The following is a 12720-nucleotide window of genomic DNA, read 5'->3' on the forward strand; positions in this document are numbered from 1 at the left end:
TGCCGCCGCCAGCGACTTGGCATGTTCAAGCCTCATGCAATGTGTTAGCGCTGTGTCGTTTGCTTTTCTGATCGGTTTTTCCAATGCGCGCGGCCCAAACGCCCCCTCATCTGATCACGCTGATCTTTGCCACTGCGTTGTCGGTGCTGTCGCTGAACTTGTTCCTGCCGTCGCTGGCCCGTATGAGCGAAGATTTCGGCGTGGACTACGGCCTGATGAACCTGTCAGTTGCCGGGTATCTGGCGGTTTCAGCCGTGCTGCAACTGATCATGGGGCCGCTGTCTGATCGCTTCGGGCGCAGACCGATACTGTTGATGTGCATGACCTTCTTCGTCATCGCCTCAATCGGATGCACACTGGCCCAGTCGATCTGGGTGTTCTTGGGGTTCCGTCTTTTGCAGGCCGCAGTGGTGGCCGGGTCGGTTCTGTCCAGCGCATCAATCAGAGACCGGTATCCGCCGAACGAGGCGGCCAGCAAACTGGGTTATGTGACGATGGCCATGGCTTTGGCGCCGATGCTTGGGCCGATGCTGGGCGGCGGGCTGGATGTGCTCTTTGGTTGGCGCTCGGGGTTTGTGCTTTACACGTTGCTGGGTGCAGGGGTGCTGGTTCTGCTGTGGTTTGACATGGGCGAGACCAACACGAACCGTTCTTCTACCTTTACTGCCCAACTGCGCGAATATCCGGATCTGTTTCGCGCCCGCAGGTTTTGGGGTTACGCCTTGTGTGCGTCGTTTTCGATTGGTGGATTCTATAGCTTTATCACTGGCGCGCCTCTGGTCGCGGCTGCCTGGTTCGATCTAAGCCCGGCGATGTTGGGTCTTGGGATTGGCATCATAACCGGTGGGTACATGGTCGGGAATTTCGTCACCGGCCGGATCGCGGCGCGGACACGCCTGACCACGATGATCCTGATCGGCCGGGTTGTGGCTTCGACCGGGCCATTCCTTGGATTACTGCTGTTTCTCACTGGCCTGGGGTCAATCTGGGTGTTCTTCGGATCGGCCATCTGCGTTGGATTCGGCAATGGCCTGACCAATGCAAATGCCACTGCAGGTATCATGTCCGTGCGCCCTAAGTTGGCGGGCAGCGCAGCCGGGCTGTCTGGGGCAATGATCGTGGCGCTTGGGGCTATCCTGACCTCGGTGACGGGTGCATTTGTCAGCCCTGAAAACGGGCCCTTTCTGGTTCTGGGCATGATGTGGGCGTGCAGCTTTGCCGGGTTGTTGGCCGTAGTTTATGTTCGTCGTCTGGATTGGATCGACCCGCTGCCTGACACAATCTGAACCCCAAAGCGGCGAACGGGCCATCATAACACTTTTCATAAGCCAAAGACCGTGATACGCGGCGCGCGATGGATTTCGGCGCGGGCCCCGCGCCACATTGTAAGGAGAGGCCGACATGGCACTGGAACGCACATTCTCGATCATCAAACCCGATGCAACCCGCCGCAACCTGACTGGCAAAATCAATGCCAAGTTCGAAGAGGCCGGCCTGCGCATCGTCGCGCAAAAGCGCATCCACATGACCAAAGAGCAAGCTGGCAAGTTCTACGAAGTGCACGCCGAGCGTCCGTTCTATGACGAACTGTGCGAGTTCATGTCGTCGGCTCCGGTCGTTGTTCAGGTTCTGGAAGGCGAAGGCGCCATTGCAAAGAACCGCGAAGTCATGGGCGCGACCAACCCCGCAGACGCAGCCGCTGGCACCATCCGCGCCGAGTTCGCGGAATCGGTTGGCGAAAACTCGGTCCACGGTTCGGACGCTCCGGAAACCGCAGCGGTTGAGATCGCGTACTTCTTCTCGGGCATCGAACTTGTTGGCTAAGCCAACGCTTCTGCCAAATCATTGGGCCGCTCCAACTGGGGCGGCCTTTTTTGTTCAGATTTGCTTTAGATCTTGTGGTGCAACGCGCACGCCAATGGCATCCAGATCGGCGATCATCTTATTTTCCGGCGCGGCACTGTTGCCTGACTTTATGGCGTCAAAGCGTTGACGCAGGGCCTTCTTTTCTTCACCCTTGCAATCGTTCCACGGACGGCCCTGCAAGCCCATCACCAGCACGTAGTAACCGATGAAGTGGGCCTTAGTGCCTGCTTTGAGCAGGCGGGCATAGGCTTCATCCGGCCCGAGATCACGCAATTCTTCAGCCGAGTGAATACCCGCACGGGCGCAGGCTTGTTCGAAAGCCGGGCCAAGGTTTCGGATCGATGAAACAGGGTCGCTCATTCGTTCGTTTTACGTTTATCCCTGACCCCTGTCACCCGGGGATTACGCATGGTCAAAGCGGAATGTCTTGAAGTTTTTCCAAGCTTGAGATTGCATAAGGCTATGCTATCGCGGAGGGTCGAGTGTCAGAACACAAAAAGACCAGAGGTGGATCAACCGCAAGGAGGATGCCCGGGGCGTCTGAAGACCTGTTTTTTCTGCCCTCTGTGATGGACACGTCCGCTGTTGAAGCCGCCTTGCCGGGGTTCTCTGTTGTTGTTGAACAGGACAGCGAGGCCAAACCTTTTTCATTGCTGGATTGCCATGATCAATCTTTGCGGGCCAAGGGTTGGATGCTGATCGAAATCGGTGATGCGTTGCAATTGCTGCAAAAGGAACAGCGCCCATTGTTCCAGAACTGCTCAGGCAAGGGGCGGTTCATTCAGGATCTGCCGAGCGGTGAAGTGCAGGCGGCGTTGCGTGATTTTCCAAAGCTCAGAGCCCTCATGCAGATTGGGGCCGGTAAGTTAGAAGAAAAAAACTTTGTTGTGCTGGATGAATTGCAAAAGACCCAGGTCAGAGGGGTGATCTGGTCAATGACTTCAACCTCGGGGCAGGCCACGCTTGTCCGGCTTCAGAGGTTGCGCGGGTACGAACGGACATATCAAAAGGTCAGTGCAGCCTTGGCCAATCTGCCAGACTGCGCGAAGGATGTTGAAGCGCTGTATGCCGGGTTGTTTCCGGGCATGGAGATCTATCGCGCCAAGCCCGATATCCAATTGGGAAAAGCGGAACCGTCCATCGAAGTTGCAGCAGATATTATTCACACATATCTGAAGGTTGCCCGGCAAAACGAAAGCGGTATGGTTGCCGACATTGATACAGAGTTTTTGCACGATTACCGTGTCTCGCTACGTAAGATCCGGTCTGTGATCAGCCTGTTCAAAGGCGTCTTTTCCGAAGATCAAACCGTCGAGCTTAAACGGGTGTTTTCCGACCTCATGGCACCGACCGGGCGCATGCGTGATCTGGATGTGTATCTTTTGGAAAAAGACATGTATTTCAATCTCATACCAGAGCACCTTCATTCTGGTTTGCAAGCGATGTTCGACCGATTCCAGTCAGAGCGCGGGCAAGAATTGTCGCGCTTGTCTCGCAGATTGCGCAGCAAAGCCTATGCCACCTCGATGAAGCATTTGATCGAAACGTTCGACGGCATCGGCCAGCTGCAACCCGGGCCAAACGCGGATAGGGGCGCGTACGACTATGCCTGCGCACTGATCTGGAAACGCTATCGCAAGGTATGCAAAATCGCACGCGGCATCACCGATGACACCCCGGACGAAACGGTCCATAACCTGCGCATCGATTGTAAGAAACTGCGCTATCTGATGGAATTCTTTGCACCTCTCTTTGACGCAAAGGGGTTTAAATTGATCCTCAAGCCTTTGAAAAAGCTTCAGGATAATCTGGGTCTGTTTAATGACTATTCCGTCCAGCAAGAGGCTTTGCTGGCCTTTGTCTCTCAGCAAAGCAACACGCAGGGCCGTGTGGACGCCCAGGTTGGCCTGGCCGTTGGTGGATTGATTGCCGTGCTGGATCAACGCCAAAAATCCGAACGCAGCCGTGTGATCGCCAGTTTCCAACACTTTGACAGCCCCGAAACCCGAAATCTGTTCCGCAGTTTGTTTCACGACAAAGAGGAGTGAGGAATGAAGATCATTGCCTGCTACAGCAACAAGGGCGGTGTCGGCAAAACCGCGACCTCGGTGAATCTGGCTCATGCATATGCACAGGCAGGCAAGCAGGTTTTGCTGTGTGATCTAGACCCTCAGGGCGCGTCGGGTTTTTATTTTCGCGTGAAGCCGTCCAAAAAGTTGACGGACGCGCGGTTTTTCGAGGACGTGGAACGGTTTACCAAAGCGATCCGGGCCAGTGATTTCGAAGGATTGGACGTGTTGCCCGCAAATCTAACCTTCCGCGATTTCGATGTTTTCCTGTCCCGAATGCGCAACAAGCGCTCACGCTTGAAAAAGGCGTTGGTGTCCGCCGGCAGCGATTATGACGTGGTCCTTCTGGATTGTCCGCCGAACTTTTCCACCCTGTCTGAAAACATCTTCAAGGCGGCAGATGAAATCGTTGTTCCCGTCATCCCCACGACGCTGTCCGAGCGAACGTTTGATCAATTGGTGCGCTTTTTCGACGAACACAAGCTGCGCAAGAAGAAGTTGCGTGCGTTCTTTTCGATGGTGCAGAAACGAAAGGTTTTGCATCAGGAGACAATGGCCTCGATGCGCAAGCTATATCCTAAACGGTTTTTGCAAACGGCGGTTCCATTTGCTGCGGATATTGAAAAGATGGGTCAGCATCGAGCGCCCGTCAGCACCTATGCCGGGCGCAGTGCAGCCTGTGTGGCCTATCGGGCGCTGTTCGACGAACTGGAAGACGGAGTGGGTTCAACCCAATGAGCAAAGAAATCGAGCGCAAGTTTCTGGTGGCAGCCGCGCCGGACCTGAGCAACGCGCAGAAAGCCGTTGTGCGACAGGGTTACTTGACCGCGCCTGACGACTCGACCGAGTTGCGGTTGAGGCAGAAGGACGATGCGTTTTTTCTGACACTGAAGGGCGGCGGTGGTCTGGTCCGCGTTGAGCGCGAGGCACAGATCACGGCGAAACAGTTTGAAACCTTCTGGCCCGAAACAGAAGGCCGCCGTGTCGAGAAAGAGCGGTACACCGGACGTTTGCCGGATGGGCTCATGTTCGAGCTGGATATTTTTTCCGGTGATCTGGCGCCGTTACGTCTGGTTGAGGTCGAATTCGACTCGGAGGAAGATGCCGAGGCTTTTGTACCACCGGAGTGGTTCGGGGCGGATGTAACAGAAGACAAACGCTTTAAGAACAAGACGATGGCGACAAAAGGTATCCCGGATTAGGGATTCTGCGCCAGATAGATCGTTGCCTTCAGGCCAGGATTACAGTTTTGGGCTGCAAACTTACCGCCATGCATATGCGAAATCGCTGCGACCAATGCCAGACCAAGTCCGGCGTTTCGCTCCGTACGCGCCGGGTCAAGCGTTACGAATGGCAGTTGCAGGCGGTCTAGTTCTTCGGGTGGGACGCCCGGGCCTTGGTCGCGCACGCGCAGACATGCAAAACCGTTTTCGGTATCCAGCGAAATCGTGATGGTCGACTCCGCAGGCGCATATCGCATCGCGTTTTCAAGCAGGTTGGACAGGGCCTGTGACAATAGAGGGCGGTGCCCTTCGATTGGGGGGGCTGAGCCAGTCACCTCAAGTGTTATGCCCTGATCAGCGGCAACAGGGTCGTATAGTTCAACAACATCACCGACCAATTGCTGCAAGTCGATGGTTTCAAACTGTTCGCGCCCAAGCCCGGCTTCGGCGCGCGAAATCTCGGTCAGCTGTGCCAGCACGCGCAGCACGTGGTCTATTTCTGCTGTTGCACGGGCGACATCGACTTCTCGGTCCAAATCGGTTTTTCCCGGCTCTGACAGGGCTTCAACGCGCTGGCGCAGGCGTGACAACGGAGACCGCAGGTCATGCGCTATGGAATTCGACGTGGTGCGCAGGTTGCTGATTAATTCCTCAATCCGATCCAGCATGTTGTTCAAAGTGCCCGAGACCTGGTCGAATTCGTCGCCGGTTCCGCGCAGGGGCATTCTTTTGGATAGATCGCCTGATACGATGTTTTCTGCTGTGCTAGCTATGTCCGAGAGGCGTGCAAAGACCAGGCGTGTAAACAGCCAGCCGGTGATCACGCTCAGCACAAAGGCAATCCCCAGCGCCAGTGCAACGGATCGGAACAAGACGCGGTCAAACTGCTGACGCGTGGCGGCGTCGCGCCCAACCAGAAGACGCTCTCCGCCGGGCAGGCGGATCGATGCAGCAGACACCGGGACAAGCTGGTCATTGTCGGCGCGGCGAAGCTCCAGATCGACCCAACCACTGCCTGCTGCAACATTGACAGGCCAGGATTTCAGGTTGCCCACCAGCTTGACCCCAAGCCGGTCGGTCAACAGGTAAAGCGCGTCGCGTTCAGAGGCGCTTGGCAGGCGACGTTCGATTGCGGTGATCAGCCCAAGCAGACCTCGCCGTTCATATTCATCCGCCAACCCGGTCAACTCGGCCGAGACGACCGAGCGTGTCTCGGCTTCAATGCTTCGGTTCGCGGTGACGTACACCACGGCCAGTACTGACGCAGTCAGAAAGGTGCTGAGAAACATGCTGGTCGCGACCAGCCGTGTTCTGGAATTGTTTAGGGAAAGCCGAAGGTTATCCATCGGACATCATGTAACCCGCGCCGCGAACGGTTTCAATCAGTGGGGCATCGCCGCCTTCATCCAACTGCCGCCGCAGCTTTGAGATATGGACGTCGACAACATTTGTGTTTGGATCGAAGTGATAATCCCAAACGCCTTCAAGCAGCATGGTGCGCGACACCACACGGTTCTTACGGCGCAGAAAATATTCGAGGATCTGGAACTCGCGCGGGGTGAGGGTGATCTCATGCCCGTTGCGGGTAACCTTGCGGGTCAACAGATCCATCTCAAGGTCTTTGCAGGTGAGTGTCGGAGTTTCTTCGGATTCCTGAGGACGACGCAGCAGAGCCTCGATGCGGGCGTGCAATTCCTGAAAGGAAAACGGTTTGACCAGGTAATCGTCTGCGCCCGAGCGCAGGCCCTTGACCCGTTCATCCACCGCGCTCATGGCTGTCAGCATCAGGACGGGTGTTTTCAAACCGGCTGCCCGCAGTGACTTGATCAAGGACAGCCCATCCAAGCCCGGCAGCATCCGGTCCAGTACAATGGCGTCAAACCCGCCATCTGTGGCGTGATACAACCCTTCGCGCCCATCTGCGGCGGTTTCGACCACATAGCCTTCTTCGCCGAACCCTTTGGCGATGAAGTCCCTGGTGTCAGCGTCATCTTCCACGATCAACAGGCGGCGGCTCATGGTCTGGCTCCTTTCTATCGGGATTTAAACACAATTTTCAGGTGATGCACATTGAATTTGGGGGATCTTGCCGGGTGCTGGGCACGCACCCGGCAAGCCCGGCAGGCAGTGGACAATTCTGATCTGCCGGGTGAGGCGCGCCGAAAATCCCCATCAAGCGGCGCGCCCGGTTTCATGATCAGGCGAGTTCGACTGCGACGAAGATCTGACTGCCGCCGCGATTGATCAGCACCAGGGCCGGATCGGTTTTTTCGCTGTCCAACGCCGCCTTCAAAGCATCGGGTGTGAACGTTTCTTGGTTGCCCAGTTTGACGATCACGTCACCACGCTGCAGACCGGCCTTTGCGGCGGGGCTATCGGGTTTCAGATCCGTGACGACAACACCGTCGACAGTCTCGGGAATGCCCGTCTCGGCACGTACCGTTTCAGTCAGCGGGGCTACAGTGACACCCAGTGTCGTACCTGCAACCTCAGCCTCGACCGGTGTATCAGGTTGGGCAGACGCCGCCTGATGCTGACCGACTGTCAGAGTCAGCGTTTTCTGCTTACCATCACGCAAAACCGTCAGAGTGCTGTCCGTGCCAACTTTGGTTGTACCGACGAGAATGGGGAGGTCACTGCTTGAGTCTACGGCTTCATCGTTGAACGTCAGGATCACATCGCCTTGCTTCAGAACACCATCCGCCGGGCTGTCGGAAACAACATCGGACACCAGCGCGCCAGAGGAGGCATCGATACCCAAAGCGGCAGCAAGTTGTGGGCTTACATTTTGGATCGAAACGCCCAACCAGCCACGGCTGACTTGGCCATCGTCACGCAGGTCTGCTGCGATATGCTCGACGATGTTCGAAGTCACCGCAAAGCCCAGGCCAACGGATCCACCGCTGGGCGAATAAATGGCTGAATTCACGCCAATCACTTCGCCTTCCATATTAAAGAGGGGACCGCCCGAGTTGCCCTTGTTGATCGCAGCATCGGTTTGAATGAACTCTGCATAGGGGCCTTCAGAGATGTTGCGACCTTTTGCCGAGACGATGCCGGTGGTCACTGTGGAACTCAGGCCAAAAGGATTGCCGATGGCCACGACGTCTTCGCCGACACGGATGACATCGCTGTCGCCCAGTTCAACGGCCTGAAGCGCGGTGTCCGGGTTGATTTTCAAAACGGCGATGTCGGTCAGCGGGTCGGTGCCGACCACCTCGGCTTCATAGCTGCGATCATCACTCAGCCGAACGGTCACGGTAGAGGCGTTGTCTACGACATGATGATTGGTGACGATATATCCCGCCTCATCCAGCACAAAGCCCGAGCCCAAGCCCTGTGCCGGGCCGCGCTGGGGTGCGTTGAAGCCTTCGGGCGCACCAAATCGCTTGAAGAACTCGCCAAACGGGTGCCCGTCAAAGTCGAAGTTTTGCCCAGGCGCTGCGCTAGGTACATTGTCCTGTTCCGCGATGATGGTCACCACCGAAGGGGAAACGGTTTCAACCAGATCAGCCAGCGCCTCGTCCGCCACGGACGGAATGGCTGTTGTCGCCAACAGCGCGGCCCCCAGGGCGCTGATGCCCATCCAGTTGGAGGTTCGGGGAAGTAAAAGCGATGATTTGCGGATGCTCATTTCTGTCTCCTGTATTTGTCGCGCAGATTCGACTGCGCGTTGAAGCAAGAGATGCAGCACCAGGATTGGTCTTTCCTGAGGGATACGTGAAGAAATCTTAATTTCGCCACAAAGGCGATGTTCTGTGACGGTCGACGTCAGACTGGATTCGTCGAAATTGACGGGTCGGAGCCGTGCGAATCGGAGGATTGTTGCTGAAATCGACGTCAAACTCTCAAAACCGTTGAATTATTTTTGTTTTGTTGACAATGATTGGTCAGCAGGATGGGGAAAATAGCTGCTCCCTCAATGGTTGTGTGTTTGAAGGCTGCTGGTCGGCCTTGACACCAAAAATGTAACGTGTGCGAGGTGAAATCGCGAATAAGTTTGCGCATAATCTCGAATCGTTATCTTGTGCATAAATTCGAAATCGCCCTAGGGTTGATCGACGTAAATGGCGTTGTTGCCCAAAAACCATTCAGAGTTGAGCCAAGTTAACCATTCCCTGCAATTTTACATTGTTTTGAACGATCAGATCAGTGAGGATGAACATGCCCAAGTGAGGGGGAGCCAAAAGCGCTAGGGGGCGCTGCTGGTTCACTCGATCACCGAGAGTTTTAGCGGCGTGTTAACGAGGGGGTCTTGTTTAGGTTTGGCGGCTATTTAGTCAGCGTGCTTTGACGGCGCACTGGCCGGACTTTTGGGATTGAGAAAAGTGGTAGTCCTGTTTTGGGCAACGGCCCGGTCTTAACAGACCGGGCCGAGTTTATTCCGGGGCACGGTTTTTTTTCCAAGCGTCCCAGTCTTGGGGTGTATCCAAGTCCAGCAACGCATTTCGGTCGGGCAGGCGGTGCAGGTACACTTTTTGTGCATGTGCCTGGACCACCTTTTGCGCGCCTTCATCGCCCCGTAGGCCCGAGAGTTGATCAAAGAGCGAGTGGTCAAAGACGACTGGATGGCCCGGCTTGCCAGTTGCAGTGGCCCCACGCCAGATGAGGTTTTCCGGGTGGGCATCGCGAGCCTGTAAAACCGCGCGCAGATCGACCTGAGTCAGGTTAGGCAAATCTGCGAGCAATATCATGACAGCTTCTGCACCCGACGGAACATGTCGCATCGCCGCCCGTAAGCTTGCATTCATTCCCTCTGCGGCTTCAGCGACCGGCACCGGAAGAACGTCCAAACCCTTTAGCGCTTCATATCGAGGATGCGGTTTTGGGGGCAGGGCGACTAATACGGGACCTACAGCTCGCGCCGTGCGCGCGGAACGCTTCAGCAGCGGGGTGTCGTCGATTGGTTGCATCAACTTGTCCACGCCGCCCATGCGGCTGGATTGACCGGCGGCCAGCAGTATGATGGGAACATCAGTCATGCAGCCACCATGCCGCCGGTAAAACGCAGTGTCATCCCCTCATGCGTGCCCCGTCCGGATCGAACAAGGGCGTCGAGATCACCCGGGCCTTACGCATCTGCCCCAGGATTTCGATTTCGACCTCAAGCCCGTCTGACACACGCTCAGAAGGCAAGAACCCCATCGCAATGGATTTCTGCGCGAAGTGAGAAAAGCCACCCGACGTGCAGAAGCCAACCACCGAACCGTCCAGCCAGATCGGCTCATAGGCGTTGACGTCTGCATCTTGTGCATCGACCTCAAACGCAACCAATGTGCGGGCGCTTCCGTCCGCGCGGTCTGCCTCGGTGGCGGCGCGGCCGATAAAGTCGCTGTTCTTGCGGAAGGAGATGAAGCGGTCCAACCCGGTTTCCGCAGCGGTGTAATCAGGCGAGAACTCTCGCATCCACGAGCCAAAAAACTTGTCCAACCTCAGGCTCATCATCGCGCGCATCCCAAAGGGAACCATGCCATGTGTTTGCCCGGCTTCCCACAATGCCCACCAGAGTTGTCGTTGGGCCATTGGATCGCAATAGATCTCGTACCCAAGATCGCCGGTATAGCTGACACGTTGAACGATACAATCGGTCATGCCAACTGTCATACGGCGGACATCGAGGAACTGGAAATCACTCAGATCGTCACGCGTGCAGGCGGCCAGCACCTGTGTTGCCTTGGGGCCTGCGATCTGAAACCCGTTCAAGCGGTCGCTGATGTTCTCGATGGATATACATTCCTGCAAATTTTGTAAGAACCAGCGCATGTGGAACGCTTGGCTGCCGTATGAGGCCGTAAGTCGAAACTCGTTTTCGCTCAGACACGACACGGTGAAATCGCCGATCAGTTTGCCTTTGGGCGAGAGCATCGGTGTCAGGGACAGGCGGCCGGGTTTTGGCATACGTCCAGCCATGATCCGGTCCAGCCAATCCCGCGCCGATGGTCCGGTGATCCGGTATTTACCAAAGTTGTGGACCTCGTTGATACCCACGTTCTCGCGCACAGCGCGCACTTCGCGACCTGTCGCATCGAACGCGTCAGACCGTCGGAACGATGGGGTCTCGAACCCCGGCTCCTCTCCTTGGGCAAAGTAGTTGGCGACCTCGAGCCCGTATTGCTGGCCCCAAACCGCGCCCAGATCACTGAAGATGTCGTACATCGGCGTTGTGCGGTTGGGACGCGCTGCGGGCAGTTCCTCGTTTGGGTAGGCGACGCTGAAGCGTTTCTGATAGTTCTCGATCACTTTGGGGCGGGTATAACCGGGGCTGATCCAGTCGCCGAACCGGGCCACGTCCATGGCAAACACGTCGCGTTCGGGCTCGCCTTCGATCATCCATTGCGCCAGCGTCAGGCCAACACCGCCGCCCTGGCTGAACCCGGCCATCACGCCACAAGCCGACCAGTAGTTGCGCATTCCGGGAACCGGCCCGACCAGAGGGTTTCCGTCGGGTGCGAAGGTGAACGGCCCGTGGATTACAGACTTCACACCAGCTTCGGCGAGAACTGGGAAACGTTTGTAGGCAAATTCGATGCTGTCGGTGATCTTGTCATAGTCATCAGGCAGCAGTTCATGGCCGAACTCCCAAGGTGTTCCATCGACGGCCCAGGGTTTACAGGGTTGCTCGTAAAACCCGATGCAAAGGCCGCGCCCTTCCTGCCGGAGATAGCTTTCGCCCGCCGGGTCCATCACATGGGGATGCTCGCCACCGGCGTCGATGATCGCCTCGATCTGAGGGATCGAGTCCGTGACAAGATATTGGTGTTCCATCGGGTGCAGAGGGAAGTAGATACCCGCCATCGCGCCCACCTCGCGCGCCCAGAGGCCGCCTGCATTGACCACATGCTCCGTGTGAATCGTCCCCTTGTCGGTCACCACATCCCATGTGCCATCCGGGCGCTGGTTGGTTTCTCGCACCATGCAATGGGTTTCGATCGTGGCCCCACCCATCCGCGCCGCCTTGGCGTAGGCATGTGTGGTGCCCGAGGGGTCAAGATGCCCATCGAGAGGGTCGTAGAGCGCGCCGATGATGCCATCGGTATTGGTGATCGGGGCGATTTTTTTGATCTCGCCCGGCCCGACGATTTCTGTTTCCAACCCCATGAAACGGTGCTTGGCGCGCTCGGCCAGCAGCATGTCAAAACGGTCCTGATTGTCGGCCAGGGTCACGCCGCCGACGTGGTGCAACCCGCAGGACATGCCTGTGATTTCTTCCAGCTCTTTATACAGTCGGATGGTATAGCCCTGCAGCGCGGCCATATTGGTGTCGCCGTTGAGGGTGTGAAACCCGCCCGCCGCATGCCAGGTCGATCCGCTGGTTAACTCGGAGCGTTCCAGCAGCATGACATCCGACCAGCCCAGCTTGGTCAGGTGATACAGGACTGAACAACCGACGACACCGCCGCCAATGACCACCACGCGGGTTTGCAGTTTCATAAAGACCTCCGATTGATTTCCGCCAGTGTGCGCAGGGCGCTACTGAGCGCAATGCCAAACGCGACAAAACTTGTCGTGGAAGTCATTCGCAAGGCTGGATAAACGCACCCAAGGTCGGTCACGCGCCCGTT

Annotated in this window: 11 protein-coding genes; 5 read left to right on the forward strand and 6 right to left on the reverse strand. The window is 56.8% G+C overall.

Translation table 11 applies throughout. The features are described 5' to 3' along the window. Positions 1–83: 83 nt before the first annotated feature. Entirely contained in the window at positions 84–1286 is a 1203-nt protein-coding gene (locus tag GOV91_RS00905; protein WP_171234121.1) for a multidrug effflux MFS transporter, read from the forward strand. 115 nt (positions 1287–1401) lie between these two features. Further along, complete coding sequence (gene ndk, locus GOV91_RS00910; RefSeq protein ID WP_155143779.1) at positions 1402–1824, forward strand: nucleoside-diphosphate kinase; 423 nt, start codon at positions 1402–1404, stop codon at positions 1822–1824. Between the two features lie 54 nt (positions 1825–1878). Here the strand turns inward: ndk and GOV91_RS00915 are convergent, their stop codons facing one another. Further along, positions 1879–2226, reverse strand: a complete 348-nt coding sequence (locus GOV91_RS00915; protein WP_171174470.1) for a TfoX/Sxy family protein — start codon at positions 2224–2226, stop codon at positions 1879–1881. A gap of 167 nt (positions 2227–2393) precedes the next feature. On the opposite strand from GOV91_RS00915, the gene GOV91_RS00920 reads away from it, so the two are divergent. Genes GOV91_RS00920 through GOV91_RS00930 form a run of 3 tightly spaced genes read left to right on the forward strand, consistent with a single transcriptional unit; the run spans position 2394 to position 5137 of the window. Further along, positions 2394–3914 carry a CHAD domain-containing protein gene (locus GOV91_RS00920; protein ID WP_171234122.1) on the forward strand — a complete coding sequence of 507 codons (1521 nt, stop codon included), beginning with the start codon at positions 2394–2396 and terminating at the stop codon, positions 3912–3914. Positions 3915–3917: 3 nt separating this feature from the next. Beyond that, the gene (locus tag GOV91_RS00925; protein ID WP_171234123.1) at positions 3918–4673 is read left to right on the forward strand and encodes a ParA family protein; all 756 of its coding nucleotides are present in this window, start codon (positions 3918–3920) and stop codon (positions 4671–4673) included. After that, positions 4670–5137, forward strand: a complete 468-nt coding sequence (locus tag GOV91_RS00930; RefSeq protein ID WP_171234124.1) for a CYTH domain-containing protein — start codon at positions 4670–4672, stop codon at positions 5135–5137. The genes GOV91_RS00925 and GOV91_RS00930 overlap by 4 nt, the downstream gene beginning before the upstream one ends. Here the strand turns inward: GOV91_RS00930 and GOV91_RS00935 are convergent. The 5 genes from GOV91_RS00935 to GOV91_RS00955 form a co-directional block, all read right to left on the reverse strand. Continuing rightward, on the reverse strand, positions 5134–6504 hold the full coding sequence (locus GOV91_RS00935) for an ATP-binding protein (RefSeq protein ID WP_171234125.1): 1371 nt from the start codon (positions 6502–6504) through the stop codon (positions 5134–5136). The two genes, GOV91_RS00930 and GOV91_RS00935, sit on opposite strands and share 4 nt — an antisense overlap. Beyond that, entirely contained in the window at positions 6497–7177 is a 681-nt protein-coding gene (locus GOV91_RS00940) for a response regulator transcription factor (protein ID WP_171234126.1), read from the reverse strand. Before GOV91_RS00940 ends, GOV91_RS00935 begins: the two co-directional genes overlap by 8 nt. Before the next feature lie 178 nt (positions 7178–7355). Then, positions 7356–8792 (reverse strand): Do family serine endopeptidase, encoded by a 1437-nt coding sequence (locus GOV91_RS00945; RefSeq protein ID WP_171234127.1) that lies wholly within the window; start codon positions 8790–8792, stop codon positions 7356–7358. A gap of 745 nt (positions 8793–9537) precedes the next feature. Continuing rightward, on the reverse strand, positions 9538–10140 hold the full coding sequence (locus tag GOV91_RS00950; protein WP_171234128.1) for an NTP transferase domain-containing protein: 603 nt from the start codon (positions 10138–10140) through the stop codon (positions 9538–9540). A gap of 31 nt (positions 10141–10171) precedes the next feature. Beyond that, the gene (locus tag GOV91_RS00955) at positions 10172–12589 is read right to left on the reverse strand and encodes an FAD-dependent oxidoreductase (protein ID WP_171234129.1); all 2418 of its coding nucleotides are present in this window, start codon (positions 12587–12589) and stop codon (positions 10172–10174) included. Positions 12590–12720 lie beyond the last annotated feature (131 nt).

This window comes from Ruegeria sp. HKCCA6837, assembly GCF_013034475.1.
Taxonomy (GTDB): domain Bacteria; phylum Pseudomonadota; class Alphaproteobacteria; order Rhodobacterales; family Rhodobacteraceae; genus Ruegeria.

What these genes read in the sequence shown, in the direction of transcription:
- GOV91_RS00905 (WP_171234121.1), top strand. Translation starts at nt 84, where the DNA reads ATGCGCGCGGCCCAAACGCCCCCTCATCTGATCACGCTGATCTTTGCC.
- ndk (WP_155143779.1), top strand. Translation starts at nt 1,402, where the DNA reads ATGGCACTGGAACGCACATTCTCGATCATCAAACCCGATGCAACCCGC.
- GOV91_RS00915 (WP_171174470.1), bottom strand. Translation starts at nt 2,226, where the DNA reads ATGAGCGACCCTGTTTCATCGATCCGAAACCTTGGCCCGGCTTTCGAA.
- GOV91_RS00920 (WP_171234122.1), top strand. Translation starts at nt 2,394, where the DNA reads ATGCCCGGGGCGTCTGAAGACCTGTTTTTTCTGCCCTCTGTGATGGAC.
- GOV91_RS00925 (WP_171234123.1), top strand. Translation starts at nt 3,918, where the DNA reads ATGAAGATCATTGCCTGCTACAGCAACAAGGGCGGTGTCGGCAAAACC.
- GOV91_RS00930 (WP_171234124.1), top strand. Translation starts at nt 4,670, where the DNA reads ATGAGCAAAGAAATCGAGCGCAAGTTTCTGGTGGCAGCCGCGCCGGAC.
- GOV91_RS00935 (WP_171234125.1), bottom strand. Translation starts at nt 6,504, where the DNA reads ATGGATAACCTTCGGCTTTCCCTAAACAATTCCAGAACACGGCTGGTC.
- GOV91_RS00940 (WP_171234126.1), bottom strand. Translation starts at nt 7,177, where the DNA reads ATGAGCCGCCGCCTGTTGATCGTGGAAGATGACGCTGACACCAGGGAC.
- GOV91_RS00945 (WP_171234127.1), bottom strand. Translation starts at nt 8,792, where the DNA reads ATGAGCATCCGCAAATCATCGCTTTTACTTCCCCGAACCTCCAACTGG.
- GOV91_RS00950 (WP_171234128.1), bottom strand. Translation starts at nt 10,140, where the DNA reads ATGACTGATGTTCCCATCATACTGCTGGCCGCCGGTCAATCCAGCCGC.
- GOV91_RS00955 (WP_171234129.1), bottom strand. Translation starts at nt 12,589, where the DNA reads ATGAAACTGCAAACCCGCGTGGTGGTCATTGGCGGCGGTGTCGTCGGT.